Annotated in this window: 13 protein-coding genes; 4 read left to right on the forward strand and 9 right to left on the reverse strand. The window is 66.4% G+C overall.

Annotated features, from left to right (window positions below; all coding sequences use genetic code 11):
• Nucleotides 1-100 precede the first annotated feature (100 nt).
• On the forward strand, nucleotides 101-1,216 hold the full coding sequence (locus tag GC150_15845; protein MBI1386380.1) for a mandelate racemase: 1,116 nt from the start codon (nucleotides 101-103) through the stop codon (nucleotides 1,214-1,216).
• Nucleotides 1,217-1,334: 118 nt separating this feature from the next.
• Here GC150_15845 and GC150_15850 read toward each other — a convergent pair whose 3' ends face one another.
• Together GC150_15850 and GC150_15855 are read right to left on the reverse strand one after the other, a co-directional pair.
• Entirely contained in the window at nucleotides 1,335-2,078 is a 744-nt protein-coding gene (locus GC150_15850) for a hypothetical protein (GenBank protein ID MBI1386381.1), read from the reverse strand.
• 222 nt (nucleotides 2,079-2,300) lie between these two features.
• Complete coding sequence (locus GC150_15855; GenBank protein MBI1386382.1) at nucleotides 2,301-2,507, reverse strand: hypothetical protein; 207 nt, start codon at nucleotides 2,505-2,507, stop codon at nucleotides 2,301-2,303.
• Between the two features lie 61 nt (nucleotides 2,508-2,568).
• Here GC150_15855 and GC150_15860 point away from each other — a divergent pair, with 61 nt between their 5' ends.
• Nucleotides 2,569-3,813 (forward strand): M24 family metallopeptidase, encoded by a 1,245-nt coding sequence (locus tag GC150_15860; protein MBI1386383.1) that lies wholly within the window; start codon nucleotides 2,569-2,571, stop codon nucleotides 3,811-3,813.
• A gap of 40 nt (nucleotides 3,814-3,853) precedes the next feature.
• Here GC150_15860 and GC150_15865 read toward each other — a convergent pair whose 3' ends face one another.
• The 3 genes from GC150_15865 to GC150_15875 form a co-directional block, all read right to left on the reverse strand.
• Entirely contained in the window at nucleotides 3,854-4,615 is a 762-nt protein-coding gene (locus tag GC150_15865; GenBank protein ID MBI1386384.1) for an enoyl-CoA hydratase/isomerase family protein, read from the reverse strand.
• Entirely contained in the window at nucleotides 4,612-5,916 is a 1,305-nt protein-coding gene (locus GC150_15870) for an AMP-binding protein (protein MBI1386385.1), read from the reverse strand. Before GC150_15870 ends, GC150_15865 begins: the two co-directional genes overlap by 4 nt.
• Nucleotides 5,917-6,134: 218 nt before the next feature.
• Entirely contained in the window at nucleotides 6,135-7,202 is a 1,068-nt protein-coding gene (locus GC150_15875) for a hypothetical protein (GenBank protein MBI1386386.1), read from the reverse strand.
• A gap of 537 nt (nucleotides 7,203-7,739) precedes the next feature.
• Here GC150_15875 and crtY point away from each other — a divergent pair.
• Together crtY and GC150_15885 are read left to right on the forward strand one after the other, a co-directional pair.
• Nucleotides 7,740-8,915, forward strand: a complete 1,176-nt coding sequence (crtY, locus tag GC150_15880; protein MBI1386387.1) for a lycopene beta-cyclase CrtY — start codon at nucleotides 7,740-7,742, stop codon at nucleotides 8,913-8,915.
• Complete coding sequence (locus GC150_15885; protein MBI1386388.1) at nucleotides 8,912-9,871, forward strand: phytoene/squalene synthase family protein; 960 nt, start codon at nucleotides 8,912-8,914, stop codon at nucleotides 9,869-9,871. Before crtY ends, GC150_15885 begins: the two co-directional genes overlap by 4 nt.
• Here GC150_15885 and GC150_15890 read toward each other — a convergent pair.
• From GC150_15890 to GC150_15905, 4 genes are read right to left on the reverse strand one after another with little or no spacing between them, the layout of a single operon-like run.
• A complete protein-coding gene (locus tag GC150_15890; protein MBI1386389.1) occupies nucleotides 9,860-10,648 on the reverse strand; it encodes a beta-carotene ketolase in 789 nt (262 codons plus the stop codon). The genes GC150_15885 and GC150_15890 overlap by 12 nt on opposite strands.
• A 25-nt stretch (nucleotides 10,649-10,673) precedes the next feature.
• On the reverse strand, nucleotides 10,674-11,909 hold the full coding sequence (locus tag GC150_15895; GenBank protein MBI1386390.1) for an ABC transporter permease: 1,236 nt from the start codon (nucleotides 11,907-11,909) through the stop codon (nucleotides 10,674-10,676).
• On the reverse strand, nucleotides 11,906-12,874 hold the full coding sequence (locus GC150_15900) for an ATP-binding cassette domain-containing protein (GenBank protein ID MBI1386391.1): 969 nt from the start codon (nucleotides 12,872-12,874) through the stop codon (nucleotides 11,906-11,908). The genes GC150_15895 and GC150_15900 overlap by 4 nt, the downstream gene beginning before the upstream one ends.
• On the reverse strand, nucleotides 12,861-13,799 hold the full coding sequence (locus GC150_15905) for a polyprenyl synthetase family protein (protein MBI1386392.1): 939 nt from the start codon (nucleotides 13,797-13,799) through the stop codon (nucleotides 12,861-12,863). The genes GC150_15900 and GC150_15905 overlap by 14 nt, the downstream gene beginning before the upstream one ends.
• Nucleotides 13,800-14,620 lie beyond the last annotated feature (821 nt).

Raw genomic sequence — 14,620 nt, forward strand, 5'->3', positions numbered from 1 at the left:
AGACTGTCGAGCTAGAAGAGACGGCATGTCGCCGCGATGAGGCACGCGCGGCGGTCCATCCTGTCCCGTCCGGGGCGGCGCCAGTCGCGAGGAGCAACTCGTGAAGATTACCCGCATCTCGCTCTACCAGGTCGACCTGCCCATGACGGAGGGCTCGTACAGCTGGTCGACGCAATCGTTCTCGGCCTTCGACAGCACGGTCGTTCGCGTCGAGACGGACGAGGGCATCATCGGCTATGGGGAGACGTGCCCGCTCGGGCCGTCCTACCTGCCCGCCTATCCCGAGGGGGCACGGGTTGGTCTCGCCAAGATCGCCCCCGATATGATCGGTCAGGATCCGACCGCGATCGAGCGGATCAACGACCGGATGGACTTGCTCCTCAAGGGACACCCTTACGTCAAATCCGCCCTCGACATGGCGTGCTGGGACATCCTCGGCAAGTCGACCGGCCTGCCCGTCTACACGCTGCTCGGCGGCAAGCGGCAGGAGAAGGTCAAACTCTTCAAGGTCATTTCCCGTGCCGATCCGGACCTCATGGCGGCCCGCGTGGCGGAGTACCGCGAGAAGGGCTTTCGCCAGTTCCAGATGAAGGTGGGGGCCGATCCGACCGTCGACATCACGCGATTTCGCAAGGTGGCGGCGCAGATGCAGCCCGGCGAGGTGCTGGATGCGGACGCCAACACCGGCTGGCGCCAGCATGATGCCATCCGGGTCGTCGATGCCGTCAGTCCGCTGGCCAGCCAGCACGACATCCGCCTCTACATCGAGCAGCCGTGCCTCTCCTACGAGGAGTGCCTCGCGGTGCGCCGGCACACCAACCTGCCGATGATCCTCGATGAATGCATGGAGAGCCTCGCGATCCTGCTGCGCGGCTACCACGACCAGGCGATGGATCTCATCAACCTCAAGATCAACCGCATGGGCGGACTGACGCGGGCCAAGCTGGTGCGCGATCTCTGCCAGGCGCTCGGCATCGTGATGACGATCGAGGACAGCTGGGGCGGCGAAATCGCGACGGCGGCGATCGCGCATCTGGCGCACTCGACGCTCGAGGACTTCCATTTCCAGTCCTCGGCCTTCCACGAGTACCACACCGTGGCGATCGCGGAGGGCGGCCCGACGGTCGAGGGCGGACACATGCGCGCCGGCGACCGCCCGGGGCTCGGCGTCGAGCCGATCATGAAGGTGCTCGGCAATCCTGTGTTCGTGACCTGATCTGGAGCGAGCGGCGGGCGACGCAACGGATGCCGTGCCCCCAACCGCTCGTTGGCCCCCGGGGTTGCCGCGGTCGCGACCCTGGTGCAGGCCCGACCAGCCGGCGGGGCCGATCCCGTCAACGCGCGTGGACGTTCTTGATTCCAGAAACGAACCGCGCATCCTCACGCCACCCCGAGACACGTTCCTTGAGAAAGCAGAGCGGCGGTTCGCTGGAGCCACCGGCATATTTGAACGTCCAGGCGACACAACGTGCGTCCGCCGCGCATCGCCGGCTGCAGTCCGGCGATCCGGCCCCGGGCGCCATCGGGAAGTGGTCGTAGTCGCCGCGCGGTAGATTGAAGCCCTGGCGGACCTCCGAACACCGGATCGTCTCACGATAATCGGCCCGATGGATCTCCGCCGGATCGACACCGCCGCCGGACCTGTCGCGGCAGGCCTCCTGACCGGTGATCTCCAGGACCACCAGGAACGGTGCCCGAACGGAGGCCAGATGACGGTTGCGCGCACAAAGCGCCACGGTCAGATCCTGGTGCAGGTCTCGAAACGGATAACCGGTCATATAGGCCCAGCCCGAACCACAATTCGGGTAACCGCCGTTCTGCCGATCGTTCAAATGCGAGAAGAAACAATCCAGGATGAGCTGGCGCGCTTCCCGCCGCGCTCGGTTGGCCTCGGAGCGATTGTCGATCTCGCGCCGGGCCTCATAGGTCCAACGCACGGATTCACCCTCGGCGGGCCGGGCGATCACCGTCGCCACACATCCCCGATAGTCGGCCATCGCCGGATGCGCCAGTGCTGCGACCGCGACGAAAACGGACAGGCAAAGGAGCGAAATGGAATAGGCATTCGCATTGTGCATCGTGGACTCCTGTCATTTGCGTTCCCTTTCCGTGCTCACCTTACCGAGCATGAACGCTCCGATGCCTTGATTTACATCAACTCAAGAACATCCGGCTCCAACCCAAAGGCGCAGCATTGGCGTGGTGGTTCCGAGTTCGCGCCTCCACCCGCCTACGCCGCCGGCAGGCCAGCACATCCGACCGCCTCCGATAGCGAAGTCATTGCCTTGCTTGCTTTCTTGTCACATCCGGGATCGCGCGAAACGCGGGAGCACTTGCTCGAGGCGTACGCCGACGGCCTTGTCCGGGCGCCGCGGCACGAGTTCGCGCTTGCGCCGATGGCGGCTGGCATGGCAGGCCGGAGCGCGGCGGCGGAGCAAATCGCGCGCCCGGGCGACGGCGGCATCACCAACGGGCACCGTACCGAGCGGTCGGTCATGGTGCCGCATTGGCACCTCGTCCACCGGAACGAAGCAAGAACAGCGCATGTCGATTCGAAGGGAGAGGACAATGGGACAACCGGCCGGGCACGCAAGAGCCGACGACATGCTGCACGTCGTCAAGTGGCACAATGGTGAAAAAGAGTATCTGCCGTTTTCCGACGGAGAGATGAGGCGCCGCCAGAACGGCATCCGCAAATGGATGGCTGAGAATGGGGTCGATGCCGGGCTTTTCACCTCCTATCACTGCATCAACTACTATTCCGGCTGGCTCTACTGCTTTTTCGGCCGCAAGTACGGTATGGTCATCACGCAGGATGCCGCGACCACTGTTTCGGCCGGCATCGACGGCGGCCAGCCCTGGCGGCGGAGCCACGGAGACAACGTCACCTACACCGACTGGCGCCGGGACAATTATTTCAAGGCCGTACGCGAGCTGATGCCAGGGGCAAAGCGCGTCGGGATCGAGTTCGACCATGTCAACATCGACCTGCGCCGCCAGATCGAGGAGGCGCTGCCGGGTGTCGAACTGGTCGACATCGGGCAACCCTCGATGTGGATGCGCACGATCAAGTCCGCGGAAGAAATCAAGCTGATCAAGGAGGGGGCGCGAACCTGCGACATCGGCGGGGAGGCTTGCGTCAAGGCGATCCGGGCAGGCGTGCCCGAGCACGAAGTCGCGATCGCGACGACGAACGCGATGATCCGCGAGATCGCCTCCAACCACCCCTATGTCGAATTGATGGACACCTGGACCTGGTTCCAGTCCGGGATCAACACCGACGGGGCGCACAACCCGGTGACCAACCGCAAGATCCAGTCGGGTGACATCCTCAGCCTCAATGCGTTCCCGATGATCTTCGGCTATTATACCGCGCTCGAGCGCACGCTTTTTTGCGACCATGCTTCGGACGCCCACCTCGACATCTGGGAAAAGAATGTCGCGGTGCACCGGCGCGGCCTCGAGTTGATCCGCCCCGGCGCGCGCTGCTGCGATATCGCCGGTGAACTCAACGAGATGTACCGGGAGTGGGATCTCCTGAAATACCGCTCCTTCGGCTACGGTCACTCGTTCGGCGTGCTCTGCCACTACTACGGCCGTGAGGCGGGCGTGGAATTGCGCGAGGACGTCGAGACGGTGCTCCAGCCCGGCATGGTGGTTTCGATGGAGCCAATGGTCATGCTGCCGGAGGGCACGCCCGGGGCCGGCGGCTACCGCGAGCACGACATCCTCGTCGTCACCGAGAACGGCGCGGAAAACATCACGGGCTTTCCGTTCGGACCCGAGCACAATATCATCCGCAACGGAGCCTGACACACGGACAGCGGCGGAGGCGCCCTGCGCCCTCCGCCGCCTAGAAATCCTTGAGGAGTCGCGTCGTCTCGGGATCGAGGAAGCCGGCGACCGTCGCCTCGGTCTCGAGTTCCATGTCCTGCTGCAAGCCGCCCGCCATCGCCTGATTCAACACGCGCTTCATGGCCCGCGTTGAAAGGGTCGGCAGCCCCGCGAGACGCGCTGCGGTCGCCTGCGCCTCGGTCATCAATTCAGCGTCGGCCACGACCTTCCAGGCGATGCCGCACCCCTTCAGCTCCGCCGCCGAATATCGCTCCCCGAAATACAGCATCTCGCGCGCCTTGACCGGGCCGACGATCGCCGGCAGCAGCACGGTGACGCCTCCCGTGACGAAGAGGTTGAGAGAGACCTCGGGAAAAAATCCCTTGGCGCTCTCGGCCCAGATCGGGAAATCGCAGTTGATCGCCCACTCGAACCCGCCCCCGACCGCCCAGCCGTTGATCGCCCCGACCACCGGCTTTGCGCCAGCGACGATGGCGACCGTCGCCCGCTGGATGGCATCGACCAGGTCACGCGCCTCGGCTTGCGTTCCAGGATGCACGTGCTCCTGGCGATCGTCGCCCGCGCAGAACGCCCGCCCCGCGCCGGTGAAGACGATGGCCCGCGTGCCCTCGTGCCGGTTTGCATCGTCGAACGCGGCGGCCACGTCATCGATCAGGCGGCGGTTCATGGCGTTGAGCGAGGCCGGCCGGTTGAGTGTGATCGTGCGCACGCCCTCCCCGGTCATGGACGATAAAACCGTTTCGTAGGTGAACTCGGTCATGACGTGCTCCTGACGACGCGCTTCGTCTTGCCCTCGGTCACCGGGAACGTGCCGGCGGGCACGATCGTCGCACTGATCGTGGCGCCGAGCCGCGACTTGAACTCGACTTCCAGACGCCGGGCAAGCGTGCCGTCGTCCGTGCGCCCCTTGGCCAGTTCCGCCCGCACCGGCAGCACGTGGTAGGGGGGCGGGCTGTCGAGCACGATCCGATAGTCGCCCGAAAGCTCCGGAAAGGAATTGACCACAGCCGCCACCATGGTCGGGAACATATTGAGACCGCGCACCACAACCATGTCGTCCGAGCGACCAACGACGCGGAAGCGGAACCCGGCGGTGCCGCAGCGGCATCGGTCGGTCGCCTCCACCGCGATGATGTCACCGGTGCGAAAGCGCACGAGCGGCTGGCACTCGCGCTCGAGGTGGGTCAGGACGAGTTCGCCCGTCGCGCCGGCCTCGAGCGTCATCGGTGCGCCGCTCTCGGGCTCGATCAACTCGGCATGGAGGACGTCGTGGGCGACGAAGTGCAGCGCCGTGTCGCCTGCACACTGGGCGGCGAAATTGCAGAAGACGTCGGAGACGCCGTAGTTGGCGTTGCGTGCCTCCATCCCCCACGTGTCGCGGAACCGCTGGCGCAGCGCCGGATCGTCGAGCCCCGGCTCACCGCCGAAGAGGCCGAGCCGGAGGCCGAGATCGGCGGGCGTCAGCCCCGGCATCTCCTCCCCGATCACCCGCTCGAGCACGCTCGGATAGGACGGCGTACAGGAAATGGCCGTGATCCCGGTCTCGCGGATCGTGCGCACGAGAAGGGCGCTCGAGCCGACGCCGAAGGGGACCACTGTCGCCCCGGTCCGCTCGAGCGTCAGATGGTCGGTGAGGCCACCCATCCACATCTGGTAGTTGAGGCAGTGCACGACCATGATGCCCGGCCCGAGCCCGGCAAGCGCCTGGGCCCTTCCGCCGACGATCTCCGTCACCTCGCAGTCGCGTGCGCTCATGGCAAGGTTCATCGCCTGACCGGTCGTGCCCGAGGTGCGATGGAGACGCGCGACCCGCTCGCGGGGGGCGGCGAGATAATCCCCGAAGGGGGGAGTGGCGGGTTGGGACAATCTGAGGTCCGCCTTGTCGCAGAGCGGCAATTCGCAGAGATCGGCGAGATCCCGGGGCGGCGAGCGCCCCTCCCAGAGGCGCTGGTAGAAGGCGGAGTTCGCGGCGACGTAGGTGCTCTGGCGCCGCCAAGCTTCCTGGCGATGGTCCGCGAGTTCAGCGAGTGGGATCCGATGGCCGTCGACGAGGAGGCTCATGCCGCCCCTCCCCTGGCTCCGGGCTTCGGGGACCGTGCCGCATGGCGCGGGCGTGGCCGGCCATCGTTCCAATCCCCGTACCAGACCGGTTTGCCCGGACCGTCGCGGCCAGCCGCCAACATGGCGCGCGTCGTTCGATGCGTCATCGTCATTCGTGTCCTCTACGGAACTCCGGATCGCCCCCCGGACAGGATCCGGGGCAGGACCCGGGCAAGCGGCTAGGGGTAGCAGTTGCCCTTTCTCAAGCACGCCTCGAGCGCGGAGATCAACGCCTCGGTCACGACGCCGTCGGTCTCTCCCTCGAACAAGTCCATGCCGGACAGGGTCGACTGTACCCGCTGGGTGCGCTCGGTGCTCGCGTCGAGGACGACCCGGTAGGCTGCGAGCGCGGCCTCGACATCCCCCTTTTGGGCCATGAGATGCGCCTTGACGTCGTGCATCTCGATCCGCAATTCGTCCGCGCTCTGGCGGATATCCGGGGCGACGACCCAGTCGCGTGCCAGCACCGCGTCGAGTTCCGCGACCATCGGGTCGATCGTGGCTAGGTCCATGTCGAGTTCGTTGGCGAAGACGATCCCCCAACCGGCCCAATCCACGTATTGCACCTGGTTCGGATAGGTGCGGGCGATCCTCAATTCGACGTCGGCACCGAGACGGTAGAGGCGTGCGGCCTCCTTCGGATCGCGCTCGACGCCATTGCCCGACTTGTAGTGCTCGGCCAGTAGGATCATTCCGATCCGATCGCGGGCCTCGACGGCCCGCCGGCACCAGCCGATCGCGGTGTCGAGGTCCTGTTCCACCTGGTCGCCCCTCGCATAGGCCCGACAGAGCCGCGACATGCTGGAAGGGTGCCCCCCTTCGGCCGCGCGGTGCAGCCAGGTCTGAGCGGCACCGGCATTCACTCTTTCGAGAAGCGTGGAGAAGAGGTCCATGGCGGCTGGATAGCCCGCATCCGCTGCCGATTGCAGGTGCGCAGCACCCGGGTCGAGCCGGCCCTCGACGAAATGGGTGCGGGCAAGTTGGAAGTGGAACCGGGGCGTATCGGGATAGGCGGCAAGCGCTTCCTCACAGGAGGCGCGCGCCCGGGCGACGTCCAGTTCTGTCGCGAACGCGCCCGCGGCCACGGCGTTGCGATCGAGGGGATGTGCTGCGAGACGGTCGCAGTCCGTGACCGGGACCTGCGCTGCAGCTATCGCGGTCGATAGCATGACGACGGCAAATTGGGTGATCGACGCACAAGCACGTAGCAACATCTCGGTGACCTCGCTTCGACTGGGGCTATCCATAAGGGCCGGCGGTCGGAATATGCACGGGACGCGAACGCTTCGAATTGCGATAGATCAAGTCGCGCTCGTGTTGGGATCGGCTTGGCCACGCCGGGATCGTGCGCAAGCCGACGTCATGCTCGCCTGGTCTCCTGGCACGAAGCGCCCAAGGCGTTCCTGTCCGCTCCTTCCGGGTGGCCGGCGATCCCCGGCACATGACGCAAATGGAGTGCGGCGCCGGAGCCAGGGACGCCCTGCAAAGGCGAAGTCGGCTCCAGGTCGCGCATTGACCGGGAGCGTTTCGCAGGGGAATACAGGGCACTGCGACAGCACCCACGACAGGATCCGTACCCGTCCGATCAACGGGTCGGTGCAAGGACCATCGGTGTTGCCCGCGCGCGACTGGCGCGGCACCTTGAAGGGGCTGGCGCCGAGATCAACTCATCCAATTGTCGCTCCGGATCGAATGCAAGAAAGTATGCAGAACGAACCTCTGGCGCGATGTGGCGCAGGAAGGCGAGGACCACCGTGCAGGAGAACCACAACAAGCCTCATCCGATGCCGGGTGCGGTCGATGTGCTCATCGCCGGGGGCGGCCTTTCGGGCTGCCTGATCGCCGCGCGCCTCAGGCAAGTTCGCCCGGAAATACGCGTGCTGCTGCTCGAGCAATCGGCCGAGTTCGGCGGCAACCACACCTGGTCGTTCCACGAGAGCGATCTGGCCGAACGCATCGGCGGCTGGATGGCGCCGCTCGTCGCACACCGCTGGCCGGCCCAGACAGTGCGCTTTCCCAGCTACAGCCGCACGCTCGACTACGGCTACCGCTCGGTCACCAGTGACAGCCTGCGTGCCGCTCTGCATCCCCTGCTCGACGGTATCGTGCGCTGCAATGCCGCGGTTCGCGCGCTCGCCCCACGTCGAGCAACCCTCGAAGACGGTACGACGATCGACGCCCGGGCGGTTATCGACTGTCGCGGGCTCGGCCCGACCGCAGGTCTATGGCTCGCCTATCAAAAGTTCCGCGGCATCGAGATCACGACGCAAACGCCGCATGGCGTCACCGAGCCGGTGATCATGGATGCCACCGTGCCGCAGCTCGACGGCTACCGCTTCGTCTACCTGCTGCCGTTCAGCCGCCACCGGTTGTTGGTCGAGGATACCTACTATGCCGATGATGCGGCCATCGATGGCGGGCGCCTCGATGAGCGGCTGGCTGCCTACATCGAGGACGCTGGCTGGCGTATCGCATCGGTGCTGCGTCACGAGCAAGGCGTACTGCCCATCACGCTCGGCGGCGACATCGACCGGTTCTGGCGCGAGCGGGCTCGCGAGGGCACACCGGTAGCGGGATTACGTGCCGGCCTGTTCCATCCGACGACCGGCTATTCGCTGCCCGACGCCGCACGGCTCGCCGATCTCATTGCCGAGCAGCGGGATCTGTCCTCGGGCGCTCTGTTCAGCGCCATCGAAACGCACGCCCGGCGCCTTTGGCGCGAGCGCCGGTTCTATCGGAGCCTCAACCGGATGCTGTTCCGGGCTGCCGAACCCGAACAGCGCTGGCGCGTTCTGCAACGCTTCTACAGCTTGCCTGCTCCACTCATCGCGCGGTTCTATGCCGCGCAACTCACTCGATTGGGACAGGCGCGAATACTGACCGGGCGCCCTCCGGTCCCCATTTCAGCCGCGCTGCGAGCACTTGCAGCGCGGCCGCCGATGGATGAGGAAACGGCGTGACCGGCTCCCGGGACGACTTCCTTGCAACCTTCGCGCGTGAGCGCATCGAGCGCGGATCGAAGAGCTTTGCGGCCGCCGCGCGACTGCTGCCGGGTGGGATGCGCGACAGTGCCTACATGCTCTATGCGTGGTGCCGCTACTGCGATGACGCAATCGACGGTCAGGAGTTGGGCTTCGCCGCCTCCCCACATACAGCCGGCACGGAGCTGCCGGCCGACCCGGCCGAAACCGTTGCACGGCTGCGCGAGCGCACGCTGGCGGCCTGTCGAGGGAACCCCGACAGCCCGGTGTTCGAGGCCCTGACCAGAGTCGTCGAACGCCATTCGATTCCGCATGGCCAGCCGCTCGACCTCATCGAGGGGTTTGCAATGGATGCTCGCGCGCACTCATACGAAACGCTCGAGGACACCTTGCGTTATGCCTACCACGTCGCCGGCGTCGTCGGGTTGATGATGGCACGGGTGATGGACGTTTCGGAGCGTGACACGCTCTTGCGCGCCTGCGACCTCGGGATCGCGTTCCAACTGACGAACATCGCGCGTGATGTCATGGACGATGCGGCCCTCGGGCGCACCTACCTGCCCGCCGATTGGTTGGCGGAGGCGGGGATCGATTCCGAAGAGCTGACCAGCCCGCACCTGCGCGCGGCCGTCGCAAAGGTAACCGTCAGACTGCTCGACGAGGCCGAGCAGTATTATCGCTCCGCCGAAGTCGGAATCGCCCGCCTCGCGTACCGTCCCGCCATGGCGATCGCCGCCGCACGGATCGTCTATCGGGCGATCGGGGCGGGCGTGCGTGCGCGGGGGCCCGCCGCATGGGATCGGCGCGTCAGCATCTCGCGGCCGCGAAAGCTCGCCAATCTGGCGCTTTCCCCAATTGCGGTCCTCATGGCTCGCACGCGCGTCATCTCCGGCACGCCCTTGCGCCACAACCTCTGGACACCGTCACTCCCCTAGGCCGGACGCCCGATGCGATGCGGCTTGCCGACGTTGGGCGGGCAACCGCCACCAGGGCACCGATGGATGAGCATGATGCTCGTGGTGATAGCCGAAATGAAAGCACGTCAAGAGAGAGAGCAGCCAGGGATAATCGTTGCTGCGCGTGCGATGACGGTCGGCGAACGGGGCTTTGGCGGGCCGATGGGGCAAGAAGGTGCCGAATAGGAAGAGTTGTAGCGCCGAGACGATCGCCGGAGCGGCCCAGAGGATGAGAACGTTGGATACCGAAGCTTGAAGGAGGACAACATAGGCCAGGAACCGCGCGCTCATGTGAAGGTACTGGCGCCAGGAAAAATATTCGAGGAGGAATACGCCGAACCACGGCCAGAACCCGTAGGGCGGCGCATCGTTGAAGTCGGGATCCGCCCCGGTTCCGGAATGGCGATGGTGCAAATGGTGCTTGCGATTGAGTTCGTCGTAGGAAAATCCGGCATAGAGGAAAAGGCAGAGGCGGCCGATCGCCCGGTTTACCCCGGGCCGGAACGGCACGAGCGAGCCGTGCATGCAATCGTGCGCCACGATGAAGAGACCGACGCTCAGCCAAGTGGCCAGCAGGAACAGCAACACCGCGAGCGGTGCGCTCTGCCATTCGATCTCGAAGAAGAAGACCGCGTAGACGTGAACGACGAGCCACGCGGAAATGATCGCGGCGGCGAGCGAAAGGCCGATCGGGGCGGCCAATGCGGTATCGGCCCGGCTCTGACCTCCTGCCGTATCGCTCTCGCGATCGATCATATGAGTTCCCTCATTCCCGCCGCGATCAACGGCGCCGGATGGCGAGATGCGCCACCACCAGACCGAACAGCGCGGCACCGGAAAGCACCGCGATCGGAAGCGCCACCTCGTACCAGCCCTCGTTGCGCCAGAAGATGGCGCCGTAGGCCTCCAGCGTCCAGGTGTTCGGGGTCGCCCAGCCGATCGCCTGGACGTAGGGTGGGATCAGGAAGCGCGGGATCATGCTGCCGCCGACCGCGCTCGCAACCAGGATCAGGATCGAACCGAGGGTCTGAGCCTGCTGGAAGGTGCGGCAAAGCGCAACGAAGCCGAGCATGAGGCCTGCCCCGGCTGCCGCCGTCGCCACGGTCACGGCGAGCCAGAGTGCAAAGCGCGCCGGAACATCGAGACCGAACCCGAGCCAGGCGACGGCGTAAATCATCGCCACCTGAACGATCCCCTGCGCCCAGAGGAAAAGGAATTTGCCATCGATGATCGGCCACGTCCCGGCCGGTCCTGTCGCCAGCCGGTCGAGCAGTCCGCTCTCCTTCTCCTGAAGGAGGGACAATGCGCCGTTCATGGCCGAGAACAGCAGGAACATCGCCGCCACCGCCCCGGCGTAGTAGGAAATGCTGGTTGGCACTCCCGGATCGCCGATCGCGCTCTCGCGGGCAACCAGCCTCTCGAATGGCAGACGGATTCGCTCACCGGCAGCGACTGCGCTCGCATCGGCCGTCGCCATGGCCGTCAGCCCGGCTTCGAGCGCCGCCGCCTGCCCCGGCTCCAGAGGCGCGAGCGCATTCGTGACCGAGCGCGTGACGCCGCCCGCCACGATATGTGGCAATCTCGCGAAGTAGGTTTCCTGGACGATGCCCTCGACGACCGCGACGGAGATTTCGCGCGTCGGATCGGTCACGAGGAGGAGCGGCGGCTGACCGTCGGGCGATCCCGATTGCAGTGTGCGTTCGCCGCCACGCACGACCACGCCGACATCGGCGATGCCGGTTCGCACGGCCCGTCGGACGGCCTCGAGGCCCGGCTCGTCGAGCGCGACACGCGTCAATTGGCCGTTGCTCTCGATGCCCGCCATGAAGCGCTCGGACGCATCGGACCCCTCGAGATCGAGCAGCGCCACGCGAACCTGCAGGTTGCCACCGCTCGCACCCGAAAAAATCACCGCGAAGATGAGGAACACGGCCGCTGGCAGCACGAAGCTCATCGCAAAGGCCGCCGGATCGCGCACGAGCGCGAGCAGCATCGTCCTGAATACAGCGGCTCTCATGCGACCTCTCGACGATCGAGGAGGCGAGCCATCAGCGTCTCGAGCCCCGGGCGTCGCAGTCTGAGATCGCGCGGGCCGCCGCCACCTTCGACGAGCCGCTCGACGAGTGTCCTGACATCCGCGCTGCCCGGTGCAACGAGGCCACGCCACTGGCCGGTCGTTTCATCGTAGGCGAGGCGGAGACGAGCGATCAATTCGCCGACCCCTGCGCCACGCGCCTCGCCGTCGTGCAGCCGCACCATGCATTCCACCTGATCGCCGAACGCCCGTTGGACGAGGTCAAGCGGCGCTCCTTCAGCCTCGACACGCCCCTCGATCATCACACCAACCCGGTCGGCGAGCGCCTCGGCCTCCTCGATCTCGTGGGTAGTCAGCAAGATCGCCAGTCCGTGATCGCGCAGCGAGAACAAGAGATCGCGCATGGCGTGACGGCCAGCATGGTCGATGCCGACCGTCGGCTCGTCAAGGATGAGCAGTCGCGGCCGATGAATGAGGGCGGCGGCGATGTTGACGCGTCGCCGCATCCCGCCCGAGAGCACCACGACGCGATCGCGAACGCGGTCGGCCAATGCGATCCGCTCGAGTGCCTCGGCTATTCGTGCCGCAAGGTCGCGGTCGGCAACGCCCATGAGCCGGCCGATCACCGCGAGGTTCTCGCCCGCCGTCAGCTTCTCATAGAGCGCGATGTTCTGTGGCACGAGACCGATCATCCGGCGCGCCGCCACCGACCCCGCCGGGTCGACGCCCTCGAGGCGGATCGTCCCCCGTTCGGGCCTCACCTGACCGGTGACGGCCTTTATGAGTGTCGATTTCCCGGCGCCGTTCGGGCCGAGCAGCACGTAGATCTCTCCCGCCCCGAGGTTCAGCGAGGCACCGCGAAGCACCCGGCGCTGACCATAATGCGAATGGAGGTCCTCCACCGACAGCAACGACGCCATCACGCCCTCTTCCTCACCCCGAGCCATGGCCGGGCCCGAGGCCGACCCGTTCGCGCGCTTGGCTTACCATGCGGGAAATGAACGCGGTCGCCGCGCCATCTCCCGCCTGCGATCCGATCTCTCGGAGGGCTGCCATGATCTCGGCATCCGCGCGGCCAAGTGCGCCGTCGAACCCTTCCAGCCGGCACACGGTCGGCTTGCGCGCGTCCTTGCGAACGTCCTTGCCAGCGGTGCTATCGCTGGCAAGGACATCGACGAGGTCGTCGTAGATTTGGAAGGCGACGCCGATGCGCCGACCGGCGGCGGCCAGATTTCTGGTATCGGTCCGGCCGAGGGATTGCGCGACGAGGCAGGGAGCCGCGAGTGACAGCGCAAAAAGGGCGCCCGTCTTGCGGGCATAGACGTCCAGGACTGCGTCGGTATCAATTGCCGCATCGGCCTCGAGATCGTCCTGCTGCCCGCCACACAGGCCCGGTGCGCCCATCGCTTCGGCAAGGTGAGCGACGATCGCCGATCGGGTCTCGCCTGAAAGCGCGCTGGCCGACGCGATCACCTCGTAGCTCTTGGCCACGAGCGAGACCGCTGCCAGGATCGCGGTTGCCTCGCCGAAGACGCGGTGCGTCGCCGGCTGGTGACGGCGCTTGGCGGCATCGTCCATACACGGAACGTCGTCGAGAACCAGCGAAGCCGCATGGATCAACTCGACCGCGACCGCCGGTGCCAGCACGGCCCCCTCGTCCAATCCGAGGTCGTTCGCCAGCGCCAGCATCAGCACCGCTCGCACGCGCTTACCGCGCGCGAGGGCCGCGTGGCGCATTGCGTCGGCCAGCCGTGCGGGTACGCCGCTGTGCGCCTCGATCGCTTCATCGAGCCCCACATCGACCTGATGTTGCCACCGCGAGAACCGGTCGGCGCAGACAGCGCCCGCCTCGATATCCGTCGTCTGCCGCATGGTCCTCGCAGGTCCGTGAAAAATCCGATCTGCAGCCGCAACTGTTACGTAAGAAGATGCGGTGCTGGACCACCAGAGGAATCGACCGCCCGGCGGCGCCCGTGCGCGAGCCGAGATGGACGAAATCCGGGAACGCAAGGCCGAGCGTCTCGCAGCCGCATCGAAGGGTGACGTGCCGGCGCGTCGGGTCAGGCTCGTGCCGCTCGCCCCCTGGCACCGGTTCCCCGATGGCTCGTTTTCCGTCTACGACCGCACTTTCGACGACACGCTCGCCGAGATCAACCGTTTCGAACTGGCCGACGCGGAAGACCTTCCGCGCCTCCCCGCGCATTCCCGCAAGTTCCACGAGGCTGGCCTGGAGGCCCTCTGCGACGCCCCTGTCCACGACGTCCGAACCATGCTCGGTCAGGCGAGCCGACCGTTGCGGCGAGGGCCCCATCGGACGTCATCCCGTCGGCGCGGGCACGCACCCGGGCGCGGTGCAGCGTGGAGCAAAGCGGAACGGTGCGCCGCAGACCCGGGACCGGGTGCGTTCTGCTCCCTTCCCCGCGACCCCGGATCAGCAGCGCGTCATTGCATGCCGCGCAGCATCCGGGGATCGTGAGGGGGTGCGTCGCATCCGGGGATCGGCACACCACGGCTCCCGGGCGCGGTGCAGCCTGGAGCAAAGCGGAACGGTGCGCCGCAGACCCGGGACCGCCGTCGTTCTGCTCCCTACCTGGCGACCCCGGATCAGCGGCGCGTCATTGCATGCCGCGCAGCATCCGGGGACCGTGACACCACGGCTCCCGGGCGCGGTGCAGCGTGGAGCAAAGCGGAAC

The sequence above is a fragment of the Hyphomicrobiales bacterium genome (genome assembly GCA_016125495.1).
GTDB lineage: Bacteria > Pseudomonadota > Alphaproteobacteria > Rhizobiales > RI-29 > RI-29.

What these genes read in the sequence shown, in the direction of transcription:
- GC150_15850 (MBI1386381.1), bottom strand. Translation starts at nt 2,078, where the DNA reads ATGCACAATGCGAATGCCTATTCCATTTCGCTCCTTTGCCTGTCCGTT.
- GC150_15855 (MBI1386382.1), bottom strand. Translation starts at nt 2,507, where the DNA reads ATGCGGCACCATGACCGACCGCTCGGTACGGTGCCCGTTGGTGATGCC.
- GC150_15860 (MBI1386383.1), top strand. Translation starts at nt 2,569, where the DNA reads ATGGGACAACCGGCCGGGCACGCAAGAGCCGACGACATGCTGCACGTC.
- GC150_15865 (MBI1386384.1), bottom strand. Translation starts at nt 4,615, where the DNA reads ATGACCGAGTTCACCTACGAAACGGTTTTATCGTCCATGACCGGGGAG.
- GC150_15870 (MBI1386385.1), bottom strand. Translation starts at nt 5,916, where the DNA reads ATGAGCCTCCTCGTCGACGGCCATCGGATCCCACTCGCTGAACTCGCG.
- GC150_15875 (MBI1386386.1), bottom strand. Translation starts at nt 7,202, where the DNA reads ATGGATAGCCCCAGTCGAAGCGAGGTCACCGAGATGTTGCTACGTGCT.
- crtY (MBI1386387.1), top strand. Translation starts at nt 7,740, where the DNA reads ATGCCGGGTGCGGTCGATGTGCTCATCGCCGGGGGCGGCCTTTCGGGC.
- GC150_15890 (MBI1386389.1), bottom strand. Translation starts at nt 10,648, where the DNA reads ATGATCGATCGCGAGAGCGATACGGCAGGAGGTCAGAGCCGGGCCGAT.
- GC150_15895 (MBI1386390.1), bottom strand. Translation starts at nt 11,909, where the DNA reads ATGAGAGCCGCTGTATTCAGGACGATGCTGCTCGCGCTCGTGCGCGAT.
- GC150_15900 (MBI1386391.1), bottom strand. Translation starts at nt 12,874, where the DNA reads ATGGCTCGGGGTGAGGAAGAGGGCGTGATGGCGTCGTTGCTGTCGGTG.
- GC150_15905 (MBI1386392.1), bottom strand. Translation starts at nt 13,799, where the DNA reads ATGCGGCAGACGACGGATATCGAGGCGGGCGCTGTCTGCGCCGACCGG.